Raw genomic sequence first — 21,989 nt, forward strand, 5'->3', positions numbered from 1 at the left:
CGCTCAGAGCACCTCGAACAGGCCGGCCGCGCCCTGGCCGCCACCGATGCACATGGTCACCACGACATGCCTTGCGCCACGGCGCTTGCCCTCGATCAGGGCATGCCCGACCAGGCGCGCACCGCTGACGCCGTAAGGATGGCCGACCGCGATCGCACCGCCATTGACGTTGAGGCGCTCGTGCGGGATTCCGAGCGTGTCCATGCAGTAGAGCACCTGCACGGCGAAGGCCTCGTTGAGTTCCCAGAGATCGATATCGTCGACCGTGAGGCCGGCGCGCTTGAGCAGCTTCGGCACGGCAAAGACCGGACCGATGCCCATCTCGTCGGGCTCGCAGCCGGCCACGGCGAAGCCCTTGAACAGACCGAGCGGCTTGAGTCCGCGCTTGTGCGCGAGATCGGCATCCATGATCACCGCGGCCGAAGCACCGTCGGAGAACTGGCTCGCGTTGCCGGCCGTGATCACGCCGCCCGGAAACACGGTGCGGATCTTGGCGACGCCTTCGTAGGTCGTGTCGGGGCGGATACCCTCGTCGGCGGCGATCGTGACTTCGTGGGTGCCGAGTCGCTTGCTCTTCGGGTCGGCGTAGCCGGCCAGCACGGTCATCGGCACGATCTCGTCCTTGAACCTGCCGGCGGCCGCGGCGGCGGCGGCGCGGATCTGGCTTTCGGCGCCGTAGCGGTCCTGGCGTTCGCGGCTGATCTGGTAGCGCCTGGCCACCGTCTCGGCGGTTTGCAGCATCGGCCAGTAGATCTCGGGCTTGTGCTGCTTGAGCCAGCCCTCGGCGATCATGTGCAGGTTGGCGTGGTTCTGCACGCACGAGATGCTCTCGACGCCGCCGGCGACGAACACGTCGCCCTCGCCGGCGATCACGCGCTGCGCGGCCATCGCGATCGCCTGCAGTCCCGAGGAGCAGAAGCGGTTGACCGTCGCACCGGGCACGCTGACCGGCAGGCCGGCGCGGATCGCGATCTGGCGGGCGATGTTGCTGCCGGTCGCGCCCTCGGGCCAGGCACAGCCGATCAGCACGTCCTCGATCTCGTCGCCGGCCACACCGGCCCGTTCAATCGCGTGCTTGACCGCATGGCCGCCGAGGGTGGTGCCGTGGGTCATGTTGAAGGCGCCCTTCCAGCTCTTGGCCAGGCCCGTGCGTGCAGTGGAGACGATGACGGCTTGTTTCACGATGAACCTCGATTCTGTTGAGCGGTTGCGTCCGGTTTCGTTACTTCCTTCTCCCGCTGGCGGGAGAAGGTCCCGAAGGGGGATGAGGGTGGGCTTTTCGCTAGGGTGTTGCGCCTTGCTCGCTTCGATGGACGTACTTCATGAGCCTGTCGGCGGTGTCTCCTGCCAACGGCAGCAGCGCTTCGAAGTTTCGCTCTCGACGCAGTGAAACCCGATTGGCCTCGTGGCGATTGCATCAGCCGGTGAACGACTGGCCGGCCTCGGCCAGCTCGACCAGCAGCGGCGCAGGTGCCCAGCTCTGGCCCTGATAGCCGCGCGCGAACTCGCGCATTTTCGCCAGCACGTTGTAGAGCCCGACCGTGTCGGCGTAAAACATCGGCCCGCCGCGCCAGACCGGGAAGCCGTAGCCGGTCAGGTAGACGATGTCGATATCCGAGGCCTTGGCGGCGATGCCTTCCTCGAGGATGCGCGCGCCTTCGTTGGCCAGGGCGAAGACCAGGCGCTGGACGATCTCCTCGTCGCTGATCGCGCGCTTGGCGAGGCCGAGATCGCGCGTGTTCTTCTCGAGGATCGCGGCGACCTCTTCGGACGGGTAGGCGGTGCGATCGCCGGGCTTGTAGTCGTACCAGCCCTTGCCGGTCTTCTGGCCGAAGCGGCCGACTTCGCAGATCAGGTCGGCGCTCTTCGAATAGACCATGTCGGGCTTCTCGACATAGCGGCGCTTGCGGATCGCCCAGCCGATGTCGTTGCCGGCGAGGTCGCCCATGCGGAACGGACCCATGGCGAAGCCGAATTTTTCCATGGCCTGGTCGACCTGCTGCGGGCTCGCGCCCTCGTCGAGCAGGAAGCCGCCCTGGCGGCCGTACTGTTCGATCATGCGGTTGCCGATGAAGCCGTCGCAGACGCCGGAAACCACGGCGGTCTTGCGGATCGTCTTGGCGATCGCCATGACCGTGGCCAGCACGTCCTTGGCGGTCTTCTTGCCGCGCACGACTTCGAGCAGTTTCATGACGTTGGCCGGGCTGAAGAAATGCATGCCGACGACGTCCTGCGGGCGCTGGGTGAATGCAGCGATTTTGTCGACGTCGAGGGTCGAGGTGTTGCTGGCGAGGATTGCGCCGGGTTTGGCGATCGCGTCGAGCTGCTTGAACACGCTCTCCTTGACGCCGAGTTCCTCGAACACCGCCTCGATGACGAGGTCGGCATCCTTCAGTGCATCGAATTCAAGGGTCGGTGTCAGCAGGCCCATGCGCTGTTCGACCTGTTCGGGCTTGAGCTTGCCCTTTTTCGCGCTGTTTTCGTAATTCGTGCGGATCGTCGCGACGCCGCGATCGAGCGCTTCCTGCTTCGTCTCGACGATCGTCACCGGGATCCCGGCGTTGAGGAAGTTCATGCTGATGCCGCCACCCATCGTGCCGGCGCCGATGACGCCGACGCGGGCGATTTCGCGCGGCTTCACGTCGCTGCCGACGTCGGCGATCTTGCTCGCCGCGCGCTCGCCGAAGAAGGCATGGCGCAGCGCCTTCGATTCGGTCGAGGTGACCAGGGCGATGAAGCCGGCGCGCTCGACGGCGAGGCCCTCGTCGAACGGCTTCCTGAACGAGGCTTCGATCGCTTCGAGGCACTTCATTGGCGCCGGGAACGGCCCGGCCATCGCCGCCACGGTATTGCGCGCGACGTCGAGGAAGCCCTCGGCGTTCGGATGTTCGACCTTGAGCTTGCGCACCAGCGGCAGTTCGCCCTTGCCGGCGACCTCCGCGGCCAGGGCCACGGCCGCGCCGACCACGTCGCTGTCGACGACGCGATCGAGCAGGCGTGTGCCAGCCAGATGTTCGGCCGCCACCGGTTCACCCGAGACGATCATGTTGACCGCGGTTTCGAGGCCGACCGCACGCGGCAGGCGCTGGGTGCCGCCGCCACCGGGCAGGATGCCGATCTTCACTTCCGGCAGGCCGAGCAGGGCGCCGCGCACGGCGACCCGGTAATGCGCGGCGAGCGCCACCTCGAGGCCGCCGCCGAGTGCGGTTCCGTTGATCGCCATGACCACCGGTTTGGCGCTGGCCTCGATCGCGGCGATCACGTCGTGCAGGTTCGGCGCCTGTTCGGCGCGCGGCGTGTTGAACTCGGTGATGTCGGCGCCACCCGAGAACATCTTGCCGCCGCCGCTGACGACCACGGCCTTGACCGCCGGATCGGCGTTCGCCGCCTCGAGCGCCTCGACCAGGCCCTTGCGCACGGCGAAGCCGAATCCGTTCACCGGCGGATGATCGAAGATGATGACGGCGATGCCGTCCTGCAGGGTCTGGTTGACTGGCATGGCTACGGGTTCCGTCAAGGGTTGGATGGGGTTCGGCTGGCTTCGCCGAGAAAGCGGGTCGCGAGTTCGGCGAAGCGCGGATCGCGGACCGCATCGAGATGGCCACCCGGCATGCGGGCGCTGCTGGCCTCGGGCAGGGCCGCGGCGAGCGCTTCGATGTTCGCCGCAAGGATGTCGTCCTGCCCGGCAAGCACCAGCGCAGGACACGCGATCGCGTCGAGCGCGATGGGCGCATCGTGCATGCGCATGGCCTGCGCCGCGAGTGCGCGCAAATCCGAACCGGTGTACTCGGCGAAGCTGCGAAACAGGGCGACGCCGGGGTGCGTGATCGAGGCCGGATCGTCGGTCAGCAGGGCCGCGATGATCGCCTCGCGTTGCATCACGCGCAGATCGACGCCGCCGCTTTTCAGCACGCCCTCGCCGACGCCGCCGACGATCAGGCGGCGCACGCGGCGATCGCTGCTGGCAACGAGCAGGCTGACCACGGCGCCCATCGAGTAACCGAACAGGTCGAAAGCGCGAATGCCGAGCCGGTCGATCAGTGCGCGCAGGTCGAGCGCCATGCGCGCTTCGCCGTAGCGTTCAGGATCGTGCGGCGCATCCGAGCGGCCGTGGCCGCGTGCATCGAGGCTGACGACGCTGCGGCCGGCGCGGCGCAGGGCATCGACGATGCCGGTCGCCAGCCAGTTGCTGTCACTGCTGGCGGCGAAACCGTGATGCAGCACCACCGGTACCGGGTCGGCCTCGTCGCCCCATCGATACCAGCGCAGGCGCAGGCCGTCGTCGCTGATGAAATCGCCCGAGCGAGGCTCGTCGTTCACCGGCCGTGCCGCTTCAATCGCGGCGCTCATCGGACCGCCCCGGACTTCTGCGCGAAACCCCAGCCCAGTTCGGCCAGCGGCGTGGCCTGGCGACCATAGAGCGCGGCCTGGGCACTGCTCGCGGTGCCGGCCTCGACGCGTTTGGCGATGCCCTGGCAGATCGCGGCGAGGCGGAACAGGTTGTAGGCCAGGTAGAAGTTCCAGTCGCCGGAGACCTTGCGTCCGCTGCGCTGTTCGTAGCGGGCGATGTAGCTGGCCTCGTCGGGAATGCCGAGCGCGGCGAGATCGGAATCGGCCAGCCCGCGCAGCGTTCCGGACGGAATGTGCCAGCTCATCATGTGATAGGCGAAGTCGGCCAGCGGATGGCCGAGCGTGGACAGCTCCCAGTCGATCACGGCAAGGATGCGCGACTCGGTCGGGTGGAAGATCACGTTGTCGATGCGGTAGTCGCCATGGACGAGGGCGACCGCGCCGTCATCGACCGGGCTGTGCGCCGGCAGCCATTCGATCAGGCGGTCCATGGCTTCGATGGTCACGGTCCGGCTGGCATCGTACTGGCGTGTCCAGCGCGTGATCTGGCGGGCGAAGTAGTCGCCATGCTTGCCGTAGTCGGCGAGTCCGATCGCGGACGGATCGATGCGGTGCAGGGCGCTGATGACCCGGTTCAGTTCGTCGTAGAGCGCCGCGCGTTCGGCCGGGTCGCTGTCCGGCAGGGTCTGGTCCCAGAGGATGCGTCCGTCGACGTGGTCCATCACGTAGAAGGCGCGCCCGATCACCGCTTCGTCCTCGCACAGGCAGTGCATGCGCGCGACCGGCACGTCGCTGCCGGCTAGCGCCGCCTGCACGTGGTACTCGCGTTCGATCGCGTGCGCCGAGGGCAGCAGTTCGGCGACCGGCCCAGGCTTGGCCCGCAGCACGTAACGATGCGTGGGCGTCTGCAACAGGTAGGTCGGATTCGACTGGCCGCCCTTGAAGCGCGTGATCTCGAGCGGCCCCTGCATGCCCTCGACGCGCTCGCCCAGCCAGGCCTGCAGGGCCTCGGCGGCAAACGGCAGGGTTTCGCGATCGGCGGCCTGGTTCATGCCGCCACCCGGACCAGTAGTCCGTCGATCAAGGCCGGCACGACGTCGAGCGAGTCGTGGTCGCTGGCGCAGTCGACCTCGGCGCCGAGGTCGTGTTCGATCATCATGCGGCCGACCCGCGAACTGCCCAGCGCGCTGCGCGAGTCGCTGCCGCGGTAGGCGTGCAGGGCGGCGATCGCGGCGTCGGTCATTGCATAGTCGCCGAGCCGGGTGAAATGCGCGATCAAATGGCCGGCGCCATGGAAGTCCTCGAGGTTGAAGCGATCGAGCGAACCCGAGCAGACGATCAGCACCGATTGCTGTGCATGCCGTGCGATGACGTGCTCGACCAGGGCGCGCCCGTTCAGCAGCGAGCCGACGTAGACGTGGGCGGCGTGCGCCACCGCGACCAGGGCCCGGGTGCCGTTGGTCGTGCAATAGATCATTTCGCGATCGGCCAGGCCGAGGCCGGCCAGGGCCATCGGCGTGGCCGGGGCGAAGCCCGGGATCGGCCGCGCCAGGTGCTCGCCGGCGAGCACGCAGGCACCGAGCGCCGCGGCGGCGCGCAGGCCCTCGTCTCGGTCGCGCACCGGATGGATACGGCGCGCGCCCTGGGCGAATGCGTGCACGATCGTGGTCGTCGCGAACAGGATGTCGAGGACGATGATGACCTTGCCCTCGAGACGGGCCGGGTCGATCTCTTCGCGTTTGAGCAGCACATGCAGTTTGGGCATGGTCGTGTGCGCGGCGCCTCGGCAATGAGTTCCGTATTGCGAAACAATGAATCATCGGAGTGGAACACTCTAGCCTGCCCGATGCGGGCGCACAAGCCGCCCGATCTCGGGTTTCATTGTTGCAAGGCAGCATGAATCGACCACAGGGCTCGCTTGCGCTGTGCCGCTTCCACGCCTACTATCGTGTGCGGTCTGGAATAGTGTTTCGCATTGTGGAACACAGGCCGTCCTATCCCATCCAGGAACCGCCATGGATTTTTCCTATTCGCCGAAGGTCGAGCAGCTGCGCGAGCGCACCCAGGCCTTCTTCGATCGCCATATCGCGCCCAACGAGGCCCGCGTCGAGGAGGCGATCGCGGAGAACCGTCGTTTGGGCAAGCCGTGGACGCCAGTCGCACTGTTCGAGGAGCTCAAGGCCGAGGCCCGCGCGCAGGATTTGTGGAACCTGTTCCTGCCGCGTTCCGAGCGCGCCCCGCAGGGGCTTTCGAATCTCGAATACGCACCGCTCTGCGAAATCATGGGGCGCTGCGAGTGGGCGCCCGAGATCTTCAACTGCTCGGCCCCCGACACCGGCAACATGGAGGTGCTCGAGCGCTACGGCAGCGAAGCGCAGAAGGACGAATGGCTCGAACCGCTGCTGGCCGGCACGATCCGCTCGGCCTTCCTGATGACCGAACCGGCGGTCGCCTCGTCGGACGCAACCAACATCGAGTGTTCGATCCGCCGCGATGGCGACGACTATGTGATCAATGGACGCAAGTGGTTTTCCTCGGGCGCCGGCGATCCGCGCTGCCGGATCTACATCGTCATGGGCAAGACCGATCCGGAGCAGGCCAAACACCGCCAGCAGTCGATGATCCTGGTGCCGGCCGACACGCCCGGCATCGAAGTCCTGCGCCCGGTCACCGTGTTCGGCTACGACGACGCGCCGCATGGCCACATGGACATCCGCCTGACCGACGTACGCGTGCCGGCCAGCAACCTGCTGCTTGGCGAGGGCCGTGGCTTCGAGATCGCCCAGGGTCGCCTCGGACCCGGCCGCATCCACCATTGCATGCGCACGATCGGTCTCGCCGAGCGCGCGCTCGAGCTGCTCTGCCAGCGGGTCAGTTCGCGCGTCGCCTTCGGTCGGCGCCTCAGCGAGTATTCGATCTGGCACGAACGCATCGCCGAAGCGCGCTGCATGATCGACCAGGCGCGCCTGCTGACCCTGAAGGCCGCCGATGCGATGGACAAGGTCGGCAACAAGGCCGCGCGCACCGAGATCGCGATGATCAAGGTGGTCGCGCCGAACATGGCCTGCCAGATCATTGACTGGGCGATCCAGGCGCACGGCGGCGCCGGTGTCAGCAGCGATTTCCCGCTCGCCCACGCCTACGCCGGCGCGCGCTCGCTGCGCCTGGCCGACGGACCCGACGAGGTTCATCGCAGCACGATCGCGCGGCTCGAACTGGCCCGCCACGCCAGCGTGGCCGACGCGGCCCACTAGAGACGGTCAGGAGGGCGGCCATGGGCAATCCACGACGCGCGGCCGGCAGCTACGGCCATCTGGTCAACGAGGATCATCCGCAGTACGTGACGTCGGTGGCGCGGGCCTTCTCGATCCTGCGCTGTTTCGAGCATGGCGAGCAGTACCTCGGCAACCAGGACATCGTGCGTCGCACCGACCTGCCGAAACCGACCGTCTCGCGCATGACCTTCACGCTGTCCGCGCTCGGCTATCTCGAGTACTCGCCGCAGCTGGAAAAATACTCGCTCGGGCCAGGCATTCTTTCGCTCAGCCATGCCTTCATGAAAAGCCACGACGTGGTCACGATCGCGCGTCCGCTGATGCGCGAACTGGCCGACTACACCCAGGCCGCGGTCATGCTCGGCGCCGCCGACGGCATGCGCATGGTCGTGCTCGAGGTCTGCCAGGGCGATGCGACCTTCCATCTCAAGCTCGATCCCGGTGCGCGCGTTCCGCACGGTTCGACCGCGCTCGGCCGCGCCGACCTCGCCGCGCGGCCACTGGAGGTCTTCGAACAGCATCTGCGCGTGATCGAGCAGGAGTGCGAGCCGGGCCTGTGGCCGAAGATCCGTGCCGGCATCGTGCGTGCGCGCCAGGACTACGAGAACTACGGCTTCTGCTTTTCGCTCGGTGACTGGAATCCGGACGTGTTCGCGGTCGGCGTGCCGATGGTCTCGGCCGACCGCAGCCGCGTGCTCGCCTTCAACTGCAGTGGTCGCGTCTCGGTGATGACGCGCGAAAAACTGATCCACGATTTCGGCCCGCGTCTGGTCGCCCTGCGCAACACGGTCTTCGAACGCACCGAAGGCCGCTTCTGATCCGGCCGAGCCACCGACAAGGAGCCGCATGAAAGCCATCATCTGCGAGAACTGGGGCGCCCCGTCGACCCTGCAACTGCGCGAGATGCCGACGCCGATTCCCGGCCCGAAGCAGGTGCTCGTGCGCGTGCAGGTCGCCGCAGTGAATTTTCCCGACGCCCTGATCGTGGCCGGCAAGTACCAGTTCCGCCCCGAGTTCCCGTTCTCGCCGGGCGGCGAACTGGCCGGCGAGATCATCGCCCTCGGCAGCGAGGTCAAGCGCCTTGCGGTCGGCGACAAGGTGGTCGGCCTGGCCTCGCATGGCGCCTACGCACAGGAAGCGCTGATCGACGCGACCCATATCGTGCCGTTGCCGAAAGGCATCTCCGACGCCGAGCTCGAACTGGCCGGCAGTTTCGTGCTGACCTATGGCACCTCGCTGCACGCGATCAAGGATCGCGGCCAGGCCCAACCCGGCGAGAGCATGCTCGTGCTCGGCGCCGGCGGCGGGGTCGGCATCGCAGCGGTCGAGATCGGCAAGCTGATGGGCCTGCACGTGATTGCCGCAGCCTCGAGCGAGGACAAGCGCGATGCGGCACTGGCCCATGGCGCCGATGCGGTCATCGATTACAGCGGCGAGGATCTGCGCGAACGCATCAAGACCCTGACCCAGGGCAAGGGTGTCGACCTCGTCTACGACCCGGTCGGCGGCGAGTTCGCCGAACCGGCCTTGCGCAGCGTCGGCTGGCGCGGCCGCTATCTCGTGGTCGGCTTCGCCGCCGGTGAGATCCCGAAGATTCCGATCAACCTGCTGCTGCTCAAGGGCAGTTCGCTGGTCGGCGTGTTCTGGGGCGAGTTCGTGCGTCGCGAGCCGGCCCTCAGCGCCGAGAGCCTGGCGATGCTGTTCACCTGGCTGCACGAGCGCAAGATCCGGCCGCTGATCTCGAAACGCTATCCGCTGTCGCAGGCGCCGGCGGCGCTCGATGCGCTGCTCGCGCGCAAGGTCATCGGCAAGCTCGTGATCCTGCCGCAACAGGTCGAGTGAGCGTTGACACCCTGCATCGTCCTGAACCTGGAGGCCCGGCACCGACCATGAACCTGACCCACTGGCCACCCGGCATCCCGCGTCATCTCGAATTGCCCGACACCTCGCTCTGCTACAACCTCGAGGTCTCGGCGCGGCGCTATCCGGAGCGTGCGGCCACGCTCTACTACGGCGGCGTGCTTGACTACGCCGAACTCAAGCGCCAGGTCGACGCGCTGGCCGGCTACCTGCAGCAGGTCTGCGACGTGCGCCGCGGTGATCGCGTCGCCCTGTTCATGCAGAACAGTCCGCAGTTCATCATTGCCCTGCACGCGATCCTGCGCGCCGATGCCATGGTCGTGCCGATCAACACGATGAACCGGCAGCAGGAGGTCGCCCACATCGTCCGCGACAGCGGCAGCCGGGTCGCGATCTTTGGCCAGGAGCTGGCCGAACACATCGCGCCGCTGCTCGGCACTGACCTCGCCCATGGCATCGTCGCGACGTATTCCGACTACATCGATGCGCAAACCGATCTGCCCCTGCCCGACATCGTCTGTGCCGCGGCGATTGCCGTCGATGGCGCAGTCGCCTGGGGCGCGGCCCTGGAGCACAACTGCGAACCGGCACCGCCACTGGCCGGCCCCGACGATCTGGCCGTGATGCCGTACACCTCGGGCACGACCGGTGCGCCAAAGGGCTGCATGCATACCCATCGCAGCGTCATGCACACGACCATCGGTGGCCCGGAATGGTGTTACGTGCCGAAGGACTGCAGGGTCCTCGCCGCACTGCCGATGTTCCATGTCACCGGCCTGCAGAACGGGGTCATGTCGCCGATCTATGGCGGCGTCAGCATCGCCATCATGACGCGCTGGGACAAGCGCTGCGCGGCCATGCTGATCGAGCGCTTCGGCGTGACGACATGGACGGCGATCCCGACCATGCTGTTCGATTTCCTCAACCAGCCCGACCTCGACCAGCGCGACCTGTCCTCGCTGTACTGCCTGACCGGAGGCGGCGCGGCGATGCCGAAGGCGGTGGCGGAACGTATCCATGCGCTCTGGGGCATCCACTACATCGAAGGCTACGGGCTCTCGGAGACGATGGCGCCGACCCATCTGAACCCGACCCACCGGCCGAAGGCGCAGTGCCTCGGCCTGCCGATCTTCGACGTGCACGCGCTCGTCGTCGACATCGAAACGCTGAAGCCGCTCGAGGTCGGTGAAGTCGGCGAGATCCTCGTCGACGGCCCACAGGTTTTCCGTGGCTACTTCGGCGATGCCGAACGCACCGCCGCCGCCTTCGTCGAGATCGACGGGCGTCGCTACTTCCGCACCGGTGACCTCGGCTATGTCGACGACGAAGGCTATTTCTTCATGGTCGACCGCCTCAAGCGCATGATCAATGCCTCGGGCTACAAGGTCTGGCCGGCCGAGGTCGAGTCCTACCTGTACGCCCACCCGGCCGTGCTCGAAGCCTGCGTGATCGCCTGCCGCGACGCGCACCGCGGCGAGAGCGTCAAGGCCCTGGTCGTGCGCCGACCCGGCCAGGCTGTCGATGCCGAAGCGCTGATCGCCTGGGCGCGCGAGCAGATGGCCGCCTACAAGGTGCCGCACGCGGTCGAGTTCGTCGACAGCCTGCCGAAGAACGCCGCGGGCAAGATGCAGTGGCGAATGCTGCAGGAACGCGAAATGGCGAAGGGCACGACATGCTGAGGCGGCTCGCTACCTCGGCCAGGAGCGGGAGCACGCGCGCATGACTGCCACACCTCCCGGATTCGAGCCGGTCTCGCGCAGCAGTCCGTTCGCCGATCTGATCGGTCCGGTCTGGCAGCGCGCGGATGCGGCCGGCCTGGTCTTCGCGATCCGCGCCGAGGAAAAGCACTGCAACGTGCGCGGCCATGTCCATGGCGGCGTGCTCGGCACCCTGGCCGACATCGCGATGGGCTACAGCACGGCCTTCTCGACCCGGCCACCGACACCGATGGTGACGGTGAACCTGAGCATCGATTTTGCCGGCAGGGCCGAGAAGGGCGACTGGATCGAGATCCATACCGATGTGCAGAAAGTCGGCCGCCAGCTCGCCTTCGCCAATTGCCACCTGCAGGTCGGCGAAAATCGCATCGCCAGGGCGAGCGCGGTCTTCAATGTGATCGTTCCGGCACGCGAGGCGACCGCTTGAAACGAAGAGCGCCAACGCCCCCCGCGCCCGGCCAAGGCGATGCACGGGCAGATCCCAATCCGCGTGCCGTCGAAGCCGCGGTCGATGAGCTACGCGATCAGGCCATGAATCCGCCAAGGTTCGAACCCAAGCAGGAGTCCACGCGATGAACATACCGTCACTGGAAGGCAAGGTCGACAAGGAGGAATGGCAGCTGCGCTGCGACCTGGCCGCCTGCTACCGTCTCGTCGCGCTGTATGGCTGGACCGACCTCGTGTTCACCCACATCAGTGCGCGCCTGCCCGGTGATCAGCATCAATTCCTGATCAATCCGTATGGGCTGCTGTTCGAGGAGATCACCGCGTCCTCGCTGATCGCGATCGACCAGGAAGGCAACAAGCTCAGCGAGTCGCCGTACCAGGTCAACAAGGCCGGCTTCGTCATCCACAGCGCCATCCATGCCGGGCGCGAGGATGCCGGTTGCGTCCTGCATACGCACACGCGGGCCGGCGTTGCGGTCAGTGCGCAGAAGGGCGGAGTACTGCCAATCTCGCAGCAATCGACCTTCGTGCTGGCCTCGCTCGGCTATCACGACTATGAGGGCGTTGCCCTGCGCGACGACGAGAAACCGCGCCTGCAGGCCGACCTCGGCTCGGCGAATTTCCTGATGCTGCGCAACCACGGCCTGCTCACGGTCGGGCCTTCCATCGCCGATGCGTTCCTGGCCATGTACCTGTTCGAGACGACCTGCCAGATCCAGCTCGCGGCGCAGGCCGGCGGCGAACTGACCCGGGTCGATCCGCGCATTCTCGACGGCGTCGCCCATTCGGTGCGTACCCAGACCGAGGGCATGGGCGGCGCGTTCGTCTGGCCCGCGCTGCTGCGCAAGCTCGAACGGGCCGATCCGTCCTATCGTCACTGACGGCCAGGCCAGCACGCGCAGGACGCCGGCGAGCGCCGACGTCCCGCAAGGCTGCATCCAACACATCACCGCGCCCACGGGGAGAAAGGCATGACGGCGAACCGATCCAATGGCTGGCAGTGGGGTCCGTTTACCTTCCGCCTGCCGTTCCTGCACACGCGCCTGCTCTGGCCCGAATTCCTGCAGGGCGTGTTCGTCTCGACCGCGACCGGCCTGGCCCTGGTGCCCGTGCTTCAAGCCTACTTCGGCATGAGCTTCGAGCAGGGGGTCACCTGCTCGCTGCTCTACAGCTTCTTCATCGTTTCCTCGCTGCATACCTTCGGCGAGCCGTATGCGCCGGGCTGGAACACGCCGGCCCTGCCGCTGGTGCTGGCCTTCGTAATCGCCGGCTATCCGGATCCGGTGCAGCGCTTCCAGGCCATGACCGCGCTGTCCCTGCTGTTCGCCGGCCTGGTCAGCGTGCTCGGCATGACCGGCCTCGGCAGCTGGCTGATGCGCTGGCTGCCGCCGACGCTGCGTGCCGGAATCATCCTCGGCGCCGCGTTCGCCGCGTTCAAGAAGGTCTTCATCGACGATGCCGAGAAGTTCCTGCTGCAGCAGCCAATCTCGACCACCCTGGCCTGCGTGGTCTGCCTGATACTGGTTTTCTCGGTGCCGTTCCAGGCCCTCAAGCAGCGCCACCGCAGCCTGATGCTACTCGCTTCGCTCGGCCTGCTGCCGGGCTTCATCGCCGCCGCGGTGGTCGGACCACTGGTCGGCGAGGTGCACTATGACGTGCAATGGGGCTGGCTGATTCCACCGATCGGCGAAACCGTGGCGAAGATGTCGCCATTCTCGATCGGCTGGCCGAGCGCGAAGACTTACCTCGAAGCGATTCCGCTCGTGCTGATCGCCTACGTGATCCAGTTCGGCGACATCGTCACCGGCACCGAAGTGCTGCGCGAGGCGAAATCGTCGCGACCGGACGACCCGGTCGACATCAACGTGCGCCGCTCGCATCTTGCCCTCGGCATCCGCAATGCGCTGTCGGCCCTGGTCGCGCCGTTCTTCACGACCCAGGGCATGCTCTGGACCGGCGTGCACGTGGTCATCGTGCAGCGCTGGAAGGAAGGGCCGCGTTCGATGCGCGATCTCAACAGCGGATTGATTTCGTACTACCTGATGGGTTTGCCGTTCATCTACTTCCTGCTGCCGCTGCTGACCGGGCTCAAGCCGTTGCTCGGCATCGCCCTGTCGCTGACCCTGATCCTGACCGGCTTCGCCTGCGCCTACGTGGCCATGGCCATTCCGAAGACCAATGCCTCGCGCGGTACGGCCCTGCTGGTCGGCGCCGCGCTGGCCCTGTTCGAGCCGTGGATCGGCCTGGCCATCGGCGTGACCGCCTGCCTGCTGCTGGTCGGCTTCGAGCGCGACCAGGCGCCGGCGGTCGAGACGGCAATTGCCGCATCGCGCGCAACGAGTGGAAGCTCCGCGCCATGAATGCCCGCAACGACTTCAGCCATTTTCTTTCGGTGCAGACCCGCTGGAAGGACAACGACATCTACGGGCATGTCAACAATGTCGAGTACTACAGCTACTTCGACACCGTCATCAACACCTTCCTGATCGAATCCGGCGGCCTTGATATCCATGCCGGCGAGGTGATCGGCGTCTGTGCGGAATCGCACTGCAAGTACGCCGGCGGATTCGCCTTCCCGGAAGCCATCGATGCCGGACTGCGCGTCGAACATCTCGGCAACTCGAGCGTGCGCTACGGCATCGGCCTGTTCCGTCGCGGCGAGGAGACGGCTTCTGCGATCGGCTGGTTCGTCCATGTGTTCGTCGATCGGCGCGAGCGCAAACCGACCGCGATGCCCGAACCGCTTCGTGCTGCGCTGAAGTCGCTGCATGTGGAGTTGCCGGCATGAAGGTGCGTGCCGCGGTGCTGCGCGAGATGGGGCGTCCGGCGCCGTATGCGGATTCGCGGCCGCTTTCGATCGAACAGATCGAGTTGTCGCCGCCCGCCAGCGGCGAGCTGCGCGTGCGCGTGCTCGCCGCCGGCCTCTGTCACTCCGACCTGTCGGTGATCAATGGCTCGCGCCCACGGCCGCTGCCGATGGTGCTCGGCCACGAGGCGACCGGCGAAGTGGTCGAACTCGGGCCCGGGGTCGACGGCTTCGCGATCGGCGATCGCGTCGTCTTCTCTTTCGTGCCGATGTGCGGGCATTGCGCGCCGTGCGCGAGCGGCAGACCGGTGCTCTGCGAACCGGGCGCCGCGGCCAATGCCGCGGGCCAACTGCTCGGCGGCGGCAAGCACTGGGCCGATGCCGAAGGGCTGCCCTTGCAGCATCATCTCGGCGTCTCGGGCTTCGCCGAATACAGCGTTGTCTCGGCCCGTTCCGCGGTGCGCATCTACGCCGACCTGGCGCCCGAAATCGCCGCGCTGTTCGGCTGCGCCGTGTTGACCGGGGTCGGCGCGGTGATCAACACGGCACGCGTGCAGCCCGGCGAAAGCGTGGCCGTTTTCGGCCTCGGTGGGGTCGGCCTGTCGGCCGTGCTCGGCGCCCGCGCCGTGTCGGCGTTTCCGTTGATTGCCATCGATGTGGTCGAGGAGAAGCTCGCCCTGGCCCGCGAGCTCGGGGCCAGCCATTGCATCGATGCCCGTCACGGCGATGCCGTCGCGGCGATCCGCGAGATCAGCCATGGCGGCGTCGACTTCGCGGTCGAATCGGTCGGCGACGAGAGCGTGCTGGCCGAGGCCTACGCGGCGACCCAGCGTGGCGGAACGACCCTGAGCGTTGGCCTGCCGGCACCCGGACGCCTGTTCTCGGTGCCGGCGGTCAGCCTGGTCGCCGAGGAGCGCACCATAAAAGGCTCGTACATGGGTTCGGCCGTACCCGGGCGCGACATTCCGCGCTATATCGATCTGTATCGGGCCGGCCGATTGCCGGTCGATCGCCTGCTCACCCACCGGCTCAGGCTCGACGAAGTCAATGCAGGCTTCGATCGCCTCGACCGCGCGACCGCGATCCGCCAGGTCATTCTCTTCGACGACTGAACGATGTGCGTCAGGCGGTCATCGCCCGATCGCGACCCGCCTGCTTGGCCCGATACAGGGCGCGATCGGCACTCTCGACCCAGCCGCGCAGATCGGTTTCCGATGGCGGCATCGCGCTGATCCCGATACTCACCGAACAACACAGCTCACCGGCATTGGCGAAGGCGAGGGAGCGGGCGGCTTCGAGGATGCGCTCGGCCGCCTGTTCGGCATCGGCGACGGAGCCGGGCAGGACCACCGCGAATTCGTCGCCACCGATGCGACCGGCGTGGCTGCCGGTCGGCGTGTTGCGGCGGATCACTTCGGCGATGCCGCGCAGGACGTCGTCGCCGATCGCATGGCCATGACGGTCATTGATCTCCTTGAAGCGATCGACGTCGATGACCATCATGGCGCCCGTCCCGGACAGTGCATGGTGGCGCAGGGCGTCGCTCGCCAGGCCTTCCCAGTGGCCGCGGGCATATAGACCGCTCAGGGTGTCGATCCGGCTCAGCTCCTCGAGCCGGGCGTTCTGTGTCTGCACGCGCCGCACCAGTCGGTAGCTGCTCGCGCTGACGGCGAGCGTATGGATGATCATGATCGGCAGGCACGACACGATCACGAACATGCTGGTCGCTGGCTGGAAGGCGAATCCGGTAACCCAGGCCATGGCCAGCAGGGCCAGGACCGTGCCGGGCAGGGAGTACAGCCAGAGTCGGCGCACGCCCGAATTGATCTTGTCGGCGGTGACCACTGACAGCAGCACCGCGGACGGCAGCAGGTTGAAGTGCAGGATCGGCACCCAGCTGCCGGCGATTGCCGAGTCGATGAGGAAGTTGCGCAGCTCGGCAAGAAACGGATCGCGGCTTTGCATGGCCCGCGCATAGGCGATGTGCGGCCAGAGCAGGCAGGTCAGCACCATCCAGGCCCATGCCGGCCATGGCGCCTGCAACTCGTGCATGACCGCGATCAGCGGCAGCGCGGCCAGGCCCATGCCGAGGATGCGAAAGCCGTAGGCGCGACGCGGCAGCGCACGTTGCGCGCGCGTGCGCACGGTCGCGGGAGGGTCGGATCGGGAATCTACGGAAGTGGGTGCCGCCATGCGCTCGCTGGGTGCCTGGTTCCGTCACAGCATAGCCCACTGCAAGTTTGATGCCGGCGGCATTCGGGCGGTCGTTCATCCAGGGTTGCCGATAGCGCGACCCGGGCGCCCGCCGCAGGGATCGGCTATGGTGGCGCAGGTCGCGGAGTCAGCATTGCCATGAATGCCAGTACGCACACGTCGGGCGAGCTCCGGCAGCCGGCGCAATTCTTCCGCCGCCTGCTGGTTGCCACCGTTGCAGCGGGCACGCTCGACATCACCTATGCATGTGTCGTCAGCTATTTTCGCGGGCGCATGCCGATGACCGTGTTGCAGAGCGTCGCCAGCGGCTGGCTGGGACCTGCCGCCTATCAGGGCGGAACCGGATCGGCCCTGCTTGGACTGGCCACGCACTACGGCATCATGGCCGTCATGGCCGGCACCTATGGCCTGGCCGCCGCGCGCATCATGCGCCTGCGCCGACGACCCTGGTCGAGTGGCCTGCTCTACGGCGCCGGTCTCTACGCGGTCATGTACGGCATCGTCCTTCCGCTGCGCTTTCCGGCGATCTTTCCGCGCCTGAATGGCTGGATCACGGTCACCGACATCCTCGTGCACATGGCCGTCGGCGTGATCATCGCGCGGGTCTTCGGCACGGCCGCGAGCGTGGCGTCGGAGCGCGCGCCGCTGCGCACATGACCTCGGAAATGGCCGGGCCCGAGGAAAGACTGCTTCGACGTCTGGCCCTGCCCGGCCTGTGGCTGCTGATCATCAACGGCATGATCGGTGCGGGCATCTTCGGATTGCCCGGCGAACTGGCCCGGTTGGCAGGCCCCGGCAGCGTCTGGATCTTCATGCTGTGCGCGCTGATGATCGCGCCGATCATGCTCTGCTTCATGCAGATGGCGAGCTATTTCCGCGGTACCGGCGGGCCGATCCTCTACGCCGCGAGTGCCTTCGGGCCGATGGCCGGCTTCCAGGTCGGCTGGCTCTACTACGTCTCGCGCGTGCTTTCGTTCGCGGCCAACCTGAACCTGTTGCTGACTTCGCTCGGCTATTTCTGGGCCGGCGCGATGGACCCGAGCGTGCGCGTCGCCCTGGCCTTCCTCATCTGCTCATTGATGATCCTGAACAATGTGCTCGGCGCACGAAACGCCATCGGCACGCTGGGCCTGCTGACCGCATTCAAGTTCCTGCCGCTGATCGCAATGGTCGCCATCGGCCTGATCCAGGTTGACATCGGCACGTTGCTGCCGAGGCTCGATCACACCGTCGGCATCGAGGACCTGGGCGGCGCATTGTTCCTCGTCATCTACGCCTATGTCGGCTTCGAGGGCGGTCTGGTACCCGCAGGAGAAGCCCGGAATCCGCAGCGTGATTTGCCACGCGCCCTGCTGCTCGGCCTGGTCGTTTGCGCATTGCTGTATGCCCTGATTCAGGCGGTCGCCCTGGTCAGCCTGCCCTCATTGGCAACCTCCAGTCGGCCCCTTGTCGACGTCGCCGCCGCACAGATGGGCGATGTGGGTGCGCTGATGATGCTGATCGCGATCATCGCCTCGGTTGGCGGCAACCTGCTCGGTGCGATGTTCTCGACGCCGCGGTTGACCTATCGCATGGCCCTCGACGGATTTCTGCCGGCCGCGCTCGGGCGAGTGCATCCACGCTTCCACACGCCGGCCAGGTCGATCATCCTCTACGGCGCGGCCTGCTTTGCATTCGCGGTCAGTGGCGGCTTCGTCTGGTTGGCCGGGCTCAGCGTGTTCGCGCGCATCATCCTCTATATGGTCTGCGTCGGCGCGATGCCGCGCCTGCATCGGCAATTCGGTACCGTAGCCGGCGCCATGCAAGTCGCTGGCCGCAGGGTATGGATGGTGCTTGCCTTGCTGGTCTGTGCCGCACTGCTCTGGCAAGTGACCCTGCAGTCGGTGCTGGTGACCGGCGGCTGTGTCGTCGCCGGATTGCTCATGCTGGCCTTCTCCCGCCGCGTCGAGCATCGCGCGAACCCCCAGGCTGCTTCCGGCTGAGTCGGTTGCGGGCGCGCGGGTGGCGCGCGATGCCGGCTGCCCGCCGGTCCGCAGCGCAGCCGGTACGGGGAAACCCGGTCGCAGGTTCATGCCGCGCTACCGGGATCGGTGGCAGATTGTTACTCTGTGGAATCCTGCAACGGAGTAGCCCGCGGTGTTCGATTTGTCGCAACTCAATCCCGAGCATTTCGAAAGCCTGGTCGGTAGCGAATTGCCGATCGTCGATTCGCACCATGCCTTCACGCTGAAGGCGGTCGCCCGGCTCAAATCGCCCTCGCCGAGAGGCGAGCCCTTCGCGCTGACCTTGGCCGCACCAGCCGCTACGCGAGGTACCCAGGGTCTGTATCGGTTGCAGCATCCGCAGCTCGGCACGCTCGAAGTGTTTCTCGTTCCAATCGCACCGGTTGATGGGCAAGCGCTGTTCGAGGCCGTCTTCAACTAGCCTGCGAGGTCGCGGGATTCGTCGAAGGCGACCAGGACAGGAAATCGTAGATGCCGCGATTCTCGACCAGGCGGAAGCCGAGTCGGGCGTAGATCCTTTGCGCCGGATTCGTCGGTTCGACGTGCAGACTGAGCTCAGCGCCGAGTCGACGCGCTTCCTCCTGCAGCGAACGCACGATCGAGGTGCCGATGCCTCGGCGGCGCTGGTCGCGCAACAACGCGATGTCCATGAGGCGGATTTCCTTCGGCTTGGCATGCACATAAACGCGGCCGATCGGCTGCGAACCGCGTTCGATCAGGAGGCGGTCGGCACCGCGGTAATGAAGGAGGTAATGGTCGCGCTGCAAGCGGCATTGCGAATCGAGGAAATCGCGCTTCGCCGCCGCCGGCCATTCGACGGCGGCGAGTTCCTCCTCGCGCGTCTGCGCATACAGTGCGCAGACAAAATCGAAATCCGCATCGGTTTCGGCTCTGATGTCGAGCGCGGCGTCGAATGCCTGCAACGCCCGGGACAGCAGCTCAGCGACGCTGAATGACGCCATCAGACCGCCGGTTCGCGTACCGTGAAGATCAGCCTCGCAATCGGCGAGGGGGCCTGATGTACATCGAATCCGGATGCCGACAGGACCCCAGGGTCTATATCGCGCGCGGATTCAGCGAACGCAAGCATGTAGCGACCGGGATCGAGCACGGGGCGCGCAGAGCCGAGTGCGGCAACGCTGCCGATGCGCAGCGCATTACCCTCGGTGCCACCCAGCTCGCCGCGAAACCCGGCCAGGCCCGAGCGTTCGATTTCGAACGAGAACGGCTTGCTTGCCGGAGAGTGGCTGTCGGGCTGAAAGCTCGCGATACGGAACGGGCGCAGACCAGCATGCGTATCGAGCATCGCGTCGACGACAAGCGGGCGCAGGGTCGGCGTGAAGGCGATCGACTCGATGTCGACGCGTATCCGAGATGCAACTGCGCAGGTGCTGGAGCGGCACGAATCGATGGGCTGCCATCGGGTGCGGCCGGTTTGGCCTCGCTCGCGCGCGAGCATCGCGTGCAGGCGGGCTTTGGTGCCGGCGGCCAGTGCGGTGCGGGAAACCGGCGCCGCCAATGTGCAGACGGCACCGGCGCCAAGAAGCAAGGTTCTTGCGAAATCACGACGCTGCATGGATTTTGACTCCCCCTGTGTAGCGGAAGAATACACCCGCTGGAGGTCCAGGCAGAAGTCGAGAGTCGGATCCGCCTTGGCGATGATGCCGCGGACGCTCGATCCGCAACCGCAGGCAGGTCGCGCGAAGCGGCCCTGCCTGCGGCACTCGGCAGCCGATCAGGTGCGTGGAGGAAATACGCCCTGCAGGGCGATGCAGAAGTAGAACGTGAGGTACGGCATCATGTTGTTGTGCGGCTGGTCGCCGCCGGCCGGAGCCAGCGATTCCGGCGCGGCGCTCGCGTTTGGCGTGGTCTGGTACAAGGTGCCGCTGGCGGACAGTGCCAGGCTGGCGTTGCCGCTTATCACGTTCGTATCGCCGACATCGAGCACGTCTGCGCGGAGCTGGTGGGAGTGCAGCGGCATTTCCGATTCGAGCAACGAAACGGTTTCGCTGCCACCGGTCTCGCCGAGATCGTGCAGGCTCAGGCCCGGTCCCTGGCCCGGATGCATCGGCGCGCGGCCCTGAAGATCCGGCAGGGCGAAGTTGCTCTTGCCGTTGCCGCCGTAGGTCGTGCCGAGCAGGGAGAACAGCGCCGTGTTCTGGGACAGGGGCAACAGTTGACCATCGCACCACGCCCAGCCTCTCGGTGCGAAGTTGAACGGAAAGATGCGGATTTCCGCGACAAAGGGATCGGCCACGTCTCTCTCCTCAGGTTGGGCTCGGGAAGATTCCGAACAGGGAAATGATGAAGTTCAGGCACAGATAAGGCTGGAAGTTGGTATGCGGCTGGCTGCCCCCGACCCCTGAAATCGCGGTCACGGCCATGTTTCCGTTCGGTGCGTCGTTGATGTATGGCACGACGTTGAACGAATTGGCCAGCATCGTGTTGCTCGGGCTGATCTGATCGCCGGTCACGGCCGATCCGAGCAATGGATGGGTATGCGACGGTATCTGGTTGACAGTGAGCGTGATCTCTTCGGCGCCACCGGTTTCGGCGAGGATGAAGCCGTTGCCCATGTGCAGGGGCAGTCGCCCGCGCAGGTCGGGCAAGGCGAAGGTGCTTTGCCCGTCGCCCCCGTAGGTCGTTCCGATCAACTGGAACAAGGTCTCGTTCTCCGAGATCGGCAGCAATTGCCCCTCGCAGAATTGCCAGCCAGCGGGCGCGAAATTCCCGGCGAATATCCGTATTTCACCTACATAAGGTTGTGCCATGACGTGCTCCGTTAGTTGGGGCTCGGGAAGATGCCCTGCAGGGCGATCGAGAAATTGATCGTCAGGAAAGGTTGCATGTTCAGGTGCGCCTGGCTGCCACCCGTGTTCGTGACGCTCCCCGCTTGCAGAGCCGTCACGTTCTGCGGGCTGTGATAGGCATTGTTGGCACCGCCCAGCACATTGCCGTTCGGAGTCGCAGTTCCACCCGTGCTGGTCGTCGAGACCGCCAGCAAGTGCTGATGGGTCGGCAGCTCGGCAATCGACAGCGTGTGCGCCTGCTCGCCGCCGCGCTCCCCGAGCGTGTGGCTCGAGCCGACGTGGATCGGCGTTCGGCCACGCAGGTCGGGCAGCCCGAAGTTGACGCGACCATCGCCTCCGAAGGTCGTGCCGAGCAGCGAGAACAATGCCTGATTCTGGTTGATGGGCAGCAACTGCCCATTGCATAACGCCCAGCCACGCGGCGCGAAATTGAAGCTCATCAAGCGTATTTCGGACAGGAACGGTTCGGCCATGATCAGTCTCCTTGTCGAACGGGCTTCGTGGTG

Annotated in this window: 23 protein-coding genes; 12 read left to right on the forward strand and 11 right to left on the reverse strand. The window is 66.4% G+C overall.

Annotated features, from left to right (window positions below):
* Positions 1 to 3: 3 nt before the first annotated feature.
* From BM125_RS15150 to BM125_RS15170, 5 genes are all read right to left on the reverse strand, one after another.
* Positions 4 to 1,182, reverse strand: coding sequence for an acetyl-CoA C-acyltransferase (locus BM125_RS15150; RefSeq protein WP_092409479.1), 1,179 nt, complete (start codon positions 1,180 to 1,182; stop codon positions 4 to 6).
* A gap of 235 nt (positions 1,183 to 1,417) precedes the next feature.
* The gene (locus BM125_RS15155; protein ID WP_092409481.1) at positions 1,418 to 3,499 is read right to left on the reverse strand and encodes a 3-hydroxyacyl-CoA dehydrogenase NAD-binding domain-containing protein; all 2,082 of its coding nucleotides are present in this window, start codon (positions 3,497 to 3,499) and stop codon (positions 1,418 to 1,420) included.
* Positions 3,500 to 3,513: 14 nt separating this feature from the next.
* A complete protein-coding gene (locus BM125_RS15160) occupies positions 3,514 to 4,350 on the reverse strand; it encodes an alpha/beta fold hydrolase (RefSeq protein WP_092409483.1) in 837 nt (278 codons plus the stop codon).
* On the reverse strand, positions 4,347 to 5,402 hold the full coding sequence (locus tag BM125_RS15165) for a phosphotransferase family protein (protein WP_092409485.1): 1,056 nt from the start codon (positions 5,400 to 5,402) through the stop codon (positions 4,347 to 4,349). The genes BM125_RS15160 and BM125_RS15165 overlap by 4 nt, the downstream gene beginning before the upstream one ends.
* Positions 5,399 to 6,115, reverse strand: a complete 717-nt coding sequence (locus tag BM125_RS15170; protein WP_092409487.1) for a 2-phosphosulfolactate phosphatase — start codon at positions 6,113 to 6,115, stop codon at positions 5,399 to 5,401. Before BM125_RS15170 ends, BM125_RS15165 begins: the two co-directional genes overlap by 4 nt.
* A 250-nt stretch (positions 6,116 to 6,365) precedes the next feature.
* Here BM125_RS15170 and BM125_RS15175 point away from each other — a divergent pair, with 250 nt between their 5' ends.
* From BM125_RS15175 to BM125_RS15215, 9 genes are all read left to right on the forward strand, one after another.
* The gene (locus BM125_RS15175) at positions 6,366 to 7,604 is read left to right on the forward strand and encodes an acyl-CoA dehydrogenase family protein (RefSeq protein WP_092409489.1); all 1,239 of its coding nucleotides are present in this window, start codon (positions 6,366 to 6,368) and stop codon (positions 7,602 to 7,604) included.
* Between the two features lie 20 nt (positions 7,605 to 7,624).
* On the forward strand, positions 7,625 to 8,443 hold the full coding sequence (locus BM125_RS15180) for an IclR family transcriptional regulator (protein WP_092409491.1): 819 nt from the start codon (positions 7,625 to 7,627) through the stop codon (positions 8,441 to 8,443).
* A gap of 28 nt (positions 8,444 to 8,471) precedes the next feature.
* Positions 8,472 to 9,467 carry an NADPH:quinone oxidoreductase family protein gene (locus BM125_RS15185; protein WP_092409493.1) on the forward strand — a complete coding sequence of 332 codons (996 nt, stop codon included), beginning with the start codon at positions 8,472 to 8,474 and terminating at the stop codon, positions 9,465 to 9,467.
* Positions 9,468 to 9,514: 47 nt separating this feature from the next.
* Positions 9,515 to 11,164 carry a long-chain-fatty-acid--CoA ligase gene (locus BM125_RS15190; protein WP_092409495.1) on the forward strand — a complete coding sequence of 550 codons (1,650 nt, stop codon included), beginning with the start codon at positions 9,515 to 9,517 and terminating at the stop codon, positions 11,162 to 11,164.
* A 40-nt stretch (positions 11,165 to 11,204) separates the two neighbouring features.
* Positions 11,205 to 11,630, forward strand: coding sequence for a PaaI family thioesterase (locus tag BM125_RS15195; protein WP_092409497.1), 426 nt, complete (start codon positions 11,205 to 11,207; stop codon positions 11,628 to 11,630).
* 145 nt (positions 11,631 to 11,775) lie between these two features.
* Positions 11,776 to 12,531, forward strand: a complete 756-nt coding sequence (locus BM125_RS15200; protein WP_092409499.1) for a class II aldolase/adducin family protein — start codon at positions 11,776 to 11,778, stop codon at positions 12,529 to 12,531.
* 90 nt (positions 12,532 to 12,621) lie between these two features.
* The gene (locus BM125_RS15205) at positions 12,622 to 14,010 is read left to right on the forward strand and encodes a hypothetical protein (protein WP_092409501.1); all 1,389 of its coding nucleotides are present in this window, start codon (positions 12,622 to 12,624) and stop codon (positions 14,008 to 14,010) included.
* Positions 14,007 to 14,438, forward strand: a complete 432-nt coding sequence (locus BM125_RS15210) for an acyl-CoA thioesterase (protein ID WP_092409503.1) — start codon at positions 14,007 to 14,009, stop codon at positions 14,436 to 14,438. Before BM125_RS15205 ends, BM125_RS15210 begins: the two co-directional genes overlap by 4 nt.
* Positions 14,435 to 15,568, forward strand: coding sequence for a zinc-dependent alcohol dehydrogenase family protein (locus BM125_RS15215; RefSeq protein ID WP_092409505.1), 1,134 nt, complete (start codon positions 14,435 to 14,437; stop codon positions 15,566 to 15,568). The genes BM125_RS15210 and BM125_RS15215 overlap by 4 nt, the downstream gene beginning before the upstream one ends.
* Positions 15,569 to 15,578: 10 nt before the next feature.
* Here the strand turns inward: BM125_RS15215 and BM125_RS15220 are convergent, their stop codons facing one another.
* Entirely contained in the window at positions 15,579 to 16,649 is a 1,071-nt protein-coding gene (locus BM125_RS15220) for a diguanylate cyclase (protein WP_092409507.1), read from the reverse strand.
* Between the two features lie 159 nt (positions 16,650 to 16,808).
* On the opposite strand from BM125_RS15220, the gene BM125_RS15225 reads away from it, so the two are divergent.
* The 3 genes from BM125_RS15225 (at position 16,809) to BM125_RS15235 (ending at position 19,094) form a co-directional block, all read left to right on the forward strand.
* The gene (locus BM125_RS15225) at positions 16,809 to 17,327 is read left to right on the forward strand and encodes a hypothetical protein (protein ID WP_092409509.1); all 519 of its coding nucleotides are present in this window, start codon (positions 16,809 to 16,811) and stop codon (positions 17,325 to 17,327) included.
* A complete protein-coding gene (locus BM125_RS15230; protein WP_092409511.1) occupies positions 17,324 to 18,652 on the forward strand; it encodes an APC family permease in 1,329 nt (442 codons plus the stop codon). The genes BM125_RS15225 and BM125_RS15230 overlap by 4 nt, the downstream gene beginning before the upstream one ends.
* A 154-nt stretch (positions 18,653 to 18,806) precedes the next feature.
* Positions 18,807 to 19,094, forward strand: a complete 288-nt coding sequence (locus BM125_RS15235) for a DUF6916 family protein (RefSeq protein ID WP_092409513.1) — start codon at positions 18,807 to 18,809, stop codon at positions 19,092 to 19,094.
* Here the strand turns inward: BM125_RS15235 and BM125_RS15240 are convergent.
* From BM125_RS15240 to BM125_RS15260, 5 genes are all read right to left on the reverse strand, one after another.
* Positions 19,087 to 19,635: a GNAT family N-acetyltransferase gene (locus BM125_RS15240; RefSeq protein ID WP_092409515.1), complete on the reverse strand. Its 549-nt coding sequence runs from the start codon at positions 19,633 to 19,635 to the stop codon at positions 19,087 to 19,089. The two genes, BM125_RS15235 and BM125_RS15240, sit on opposite strands and share 8 nt — an antisense overlap.
* Positions 19,635 to 20,249, reverse strand: a complete 615-nt coding sequence (locus tag BM125_RS15245) for a hypothetical protein (RefSeq protein ID WP_092409517.1) — start codon at positions 20,247 to 20,249, stop codon at positions 19,635 to 19,637. Before BM125_RS15245 ends, BM125_RS15240 begins: the two co-directional genes overlap by 1 nt.
* Before the next feature lie 159 nt (positions 20,250 to 20,408).
* Positions 20,409 to 20,930 (reverse strand): phage tail protein, encoded by a 522-nt coding sequence (locus BM125_RS15250; RefSeq protein WP_092409519.1) that lies wholly within the window; start codon positions 20,928 to 20,930, stop codon positions 20,409 to 20,411.
* 10 nt (positions 20,931 to 20,940) lie between these two features.
* Positions 20,941 to 21,444, reverse strand: a complete 504-nt coding sequence (locus BM125_RS15255; protein ID WP_092409521.1) for a phage tail protein — start codon at positions 21,442 to 21,444, stop codon at positions 20,941 to 20,943.
* An 11-nt stretch (positions 21,445 to 21,455) separates the two neighbouring features.
* The gene (locus BM125_RS15260) at positions 21,456 to 21,956 is read right to left on the reverse strand and encodes a phage tail protein (protein ID WP_092409523.1); all 501 of its coding nucleotides are present in this window, start codon (positions 21,954 to 21,956) and stop codon (positions 21,456 to 21,458) included.
* Positions 21,957 to 21,989: the final 33 nt, after the last annotated feature.

Origin of the sequence: Dokdonella immobilis (assembly GCF_900115085.1) — a bacterium.
Lineage (GTDB): Bacteria > Pseudomonadota > Gammaproteobacteria > Xanthomonadales > Rhodanobacteraceae > Dokdonella > Dokdonella immobilis.

Bases quoted from the DNA above. Each gene is read 5' to 3' on its own strand.
- BM125_RS15155 (WP_092409481.1), bottom strand. From the start codon at position 3,499: ATGCCAGTCAACCAGACCCTGCAGGACGGCATCGCCGTCATCATCTTC.
- BM125_RS15160 (WP_092409483.1), bottom strand. From the start codon at position 4,350: ATGAGCGCCGCGATTGAAGCGGCACGGCCGGTGAACGACGAGCCTCGC.
- BM125_RS15165 (WP_092409485.1), bottom strand. From the start codon at position 5,402: ATGAACCAGGCCGCCGATCGCGAAACCCTGCCGTTTGCCGCCGAGGCC.
- BM125_RS15170 (WP_092409487.1), bottom strand. From the start codon at position 6,115: ATGCCCAAACTGCATGTGCTGCTCAAACGCGAAGAGATCGACCCGGCC.
- BM125_RS15175 (WP_092409489.1), top strand. From the start codon at position 6,366: ATGGATTTTTCCTATTCGCCGAAGGTCGAGCAGCTGCGCGAGCGCACC.
- BM125_RS15180 (WP_092409491.1), top strand. From the start codon at position 7,625: ATGGGCAATCCACGACGCGCGGCCGGCAGCTACGGCCATCTGGTCAAC.
- BM125_RS15185 (WP_092409493.1), top strand. From the start codon at position 8,472: ATGAAAGCCATCATCTGCGAGAACTGGGGCGCCCCGTCGACCCTGCAA.
- BM125_RS15190 (WP_092409495.1), top strand. From the start codon at position 9,515: ATGAACCTGACCCACTGGCCACCCGGCATCCCGCGTCATCTCGAATTG.
- BM125_RS15195 (WP_092409497.1), top strand. From the start codon at position 11,205: ATGACTGCCACACCTCCCGGATTCGAGCCGGTCTCGCGCAGCAGTCCG.
- BM125_RS15200 (WP_092409499.1), top strand. From the start codon at position 11,776: ATGAACATACCGTCACTGGAAGGCAAGGTCGACAAGGAGGAATGGCAG.
- BM125_RS15205 (WP_092409501.1), top strand. From the start codon at position 12,622: ATGACGGCGAACCGATCCAATGGCTGGCAGTGGGGTCCGTTTACCTTC.
- BM125_RS15210 (WP_092409503.1), top strand. From the start codon at position 14,007: ATGAATGCCCGCAACGACTTCAGCCATTTTCTTTCGGTGCAGACCCGC.
- BM125_RS15215 (WP_092409505.1), top strand. From the start codon at position 14,435: ATGAAGGTGCGTGCCGCGGTGCTGCGCGAGATGGGGCGTCCGGCGCCG.
- BM125_RS15220 (WP_092409507.1), bottom strand. From the start codon at position 16,649: ATGGCGGCACCCACTTCCGTAGATTCCCGATCCGACCCTCCCGCGACC.
- BM125_RS15225 (WP_092409509.1), top strand. From the start codon at position 16,809: ATGAATGCCAGTACGCACACGTCGGGCGAGCTCCGGCAGCCGGCGCAA.
- BM125_RS15230 (WP_092409511.1), top strand. From the start codon at position 17,324: ATGACCTCGGAAATGGCCGGGCCCGAGGAAAGACTGCTTCGACGTCTG.
- BM125_RS15240 (WP_092409515.1), bottom strand. From the start codon at position 19,635: ATGGCGTCATTCAGCGTCGCTGAGCTGCTGTCCCGGGCGTTGCAGGCA.
- BM125_RS15245 (WP_092409517.1), bottom strand. From the start codon at position 20,249: ATGCAGCGTCGTGATTTCGCAAGAACCTTGCTTCTTGGCGCCGGTGCC.
- BM125_RS15255 (WP_092409521.1), bottom strand. From the start codon at position 21,444: ATGGCACAACCTTATGTAGGTGAAATACGGATATTCGCCGGGAATTTC.
- BM125_RS15260 (WP_092409523.1), bottom strand. From the start codon at position 21,956: ATGGCCGAACCGTTCCTGTCCGAAATACGCTTGATGAGCTTCAATTTC.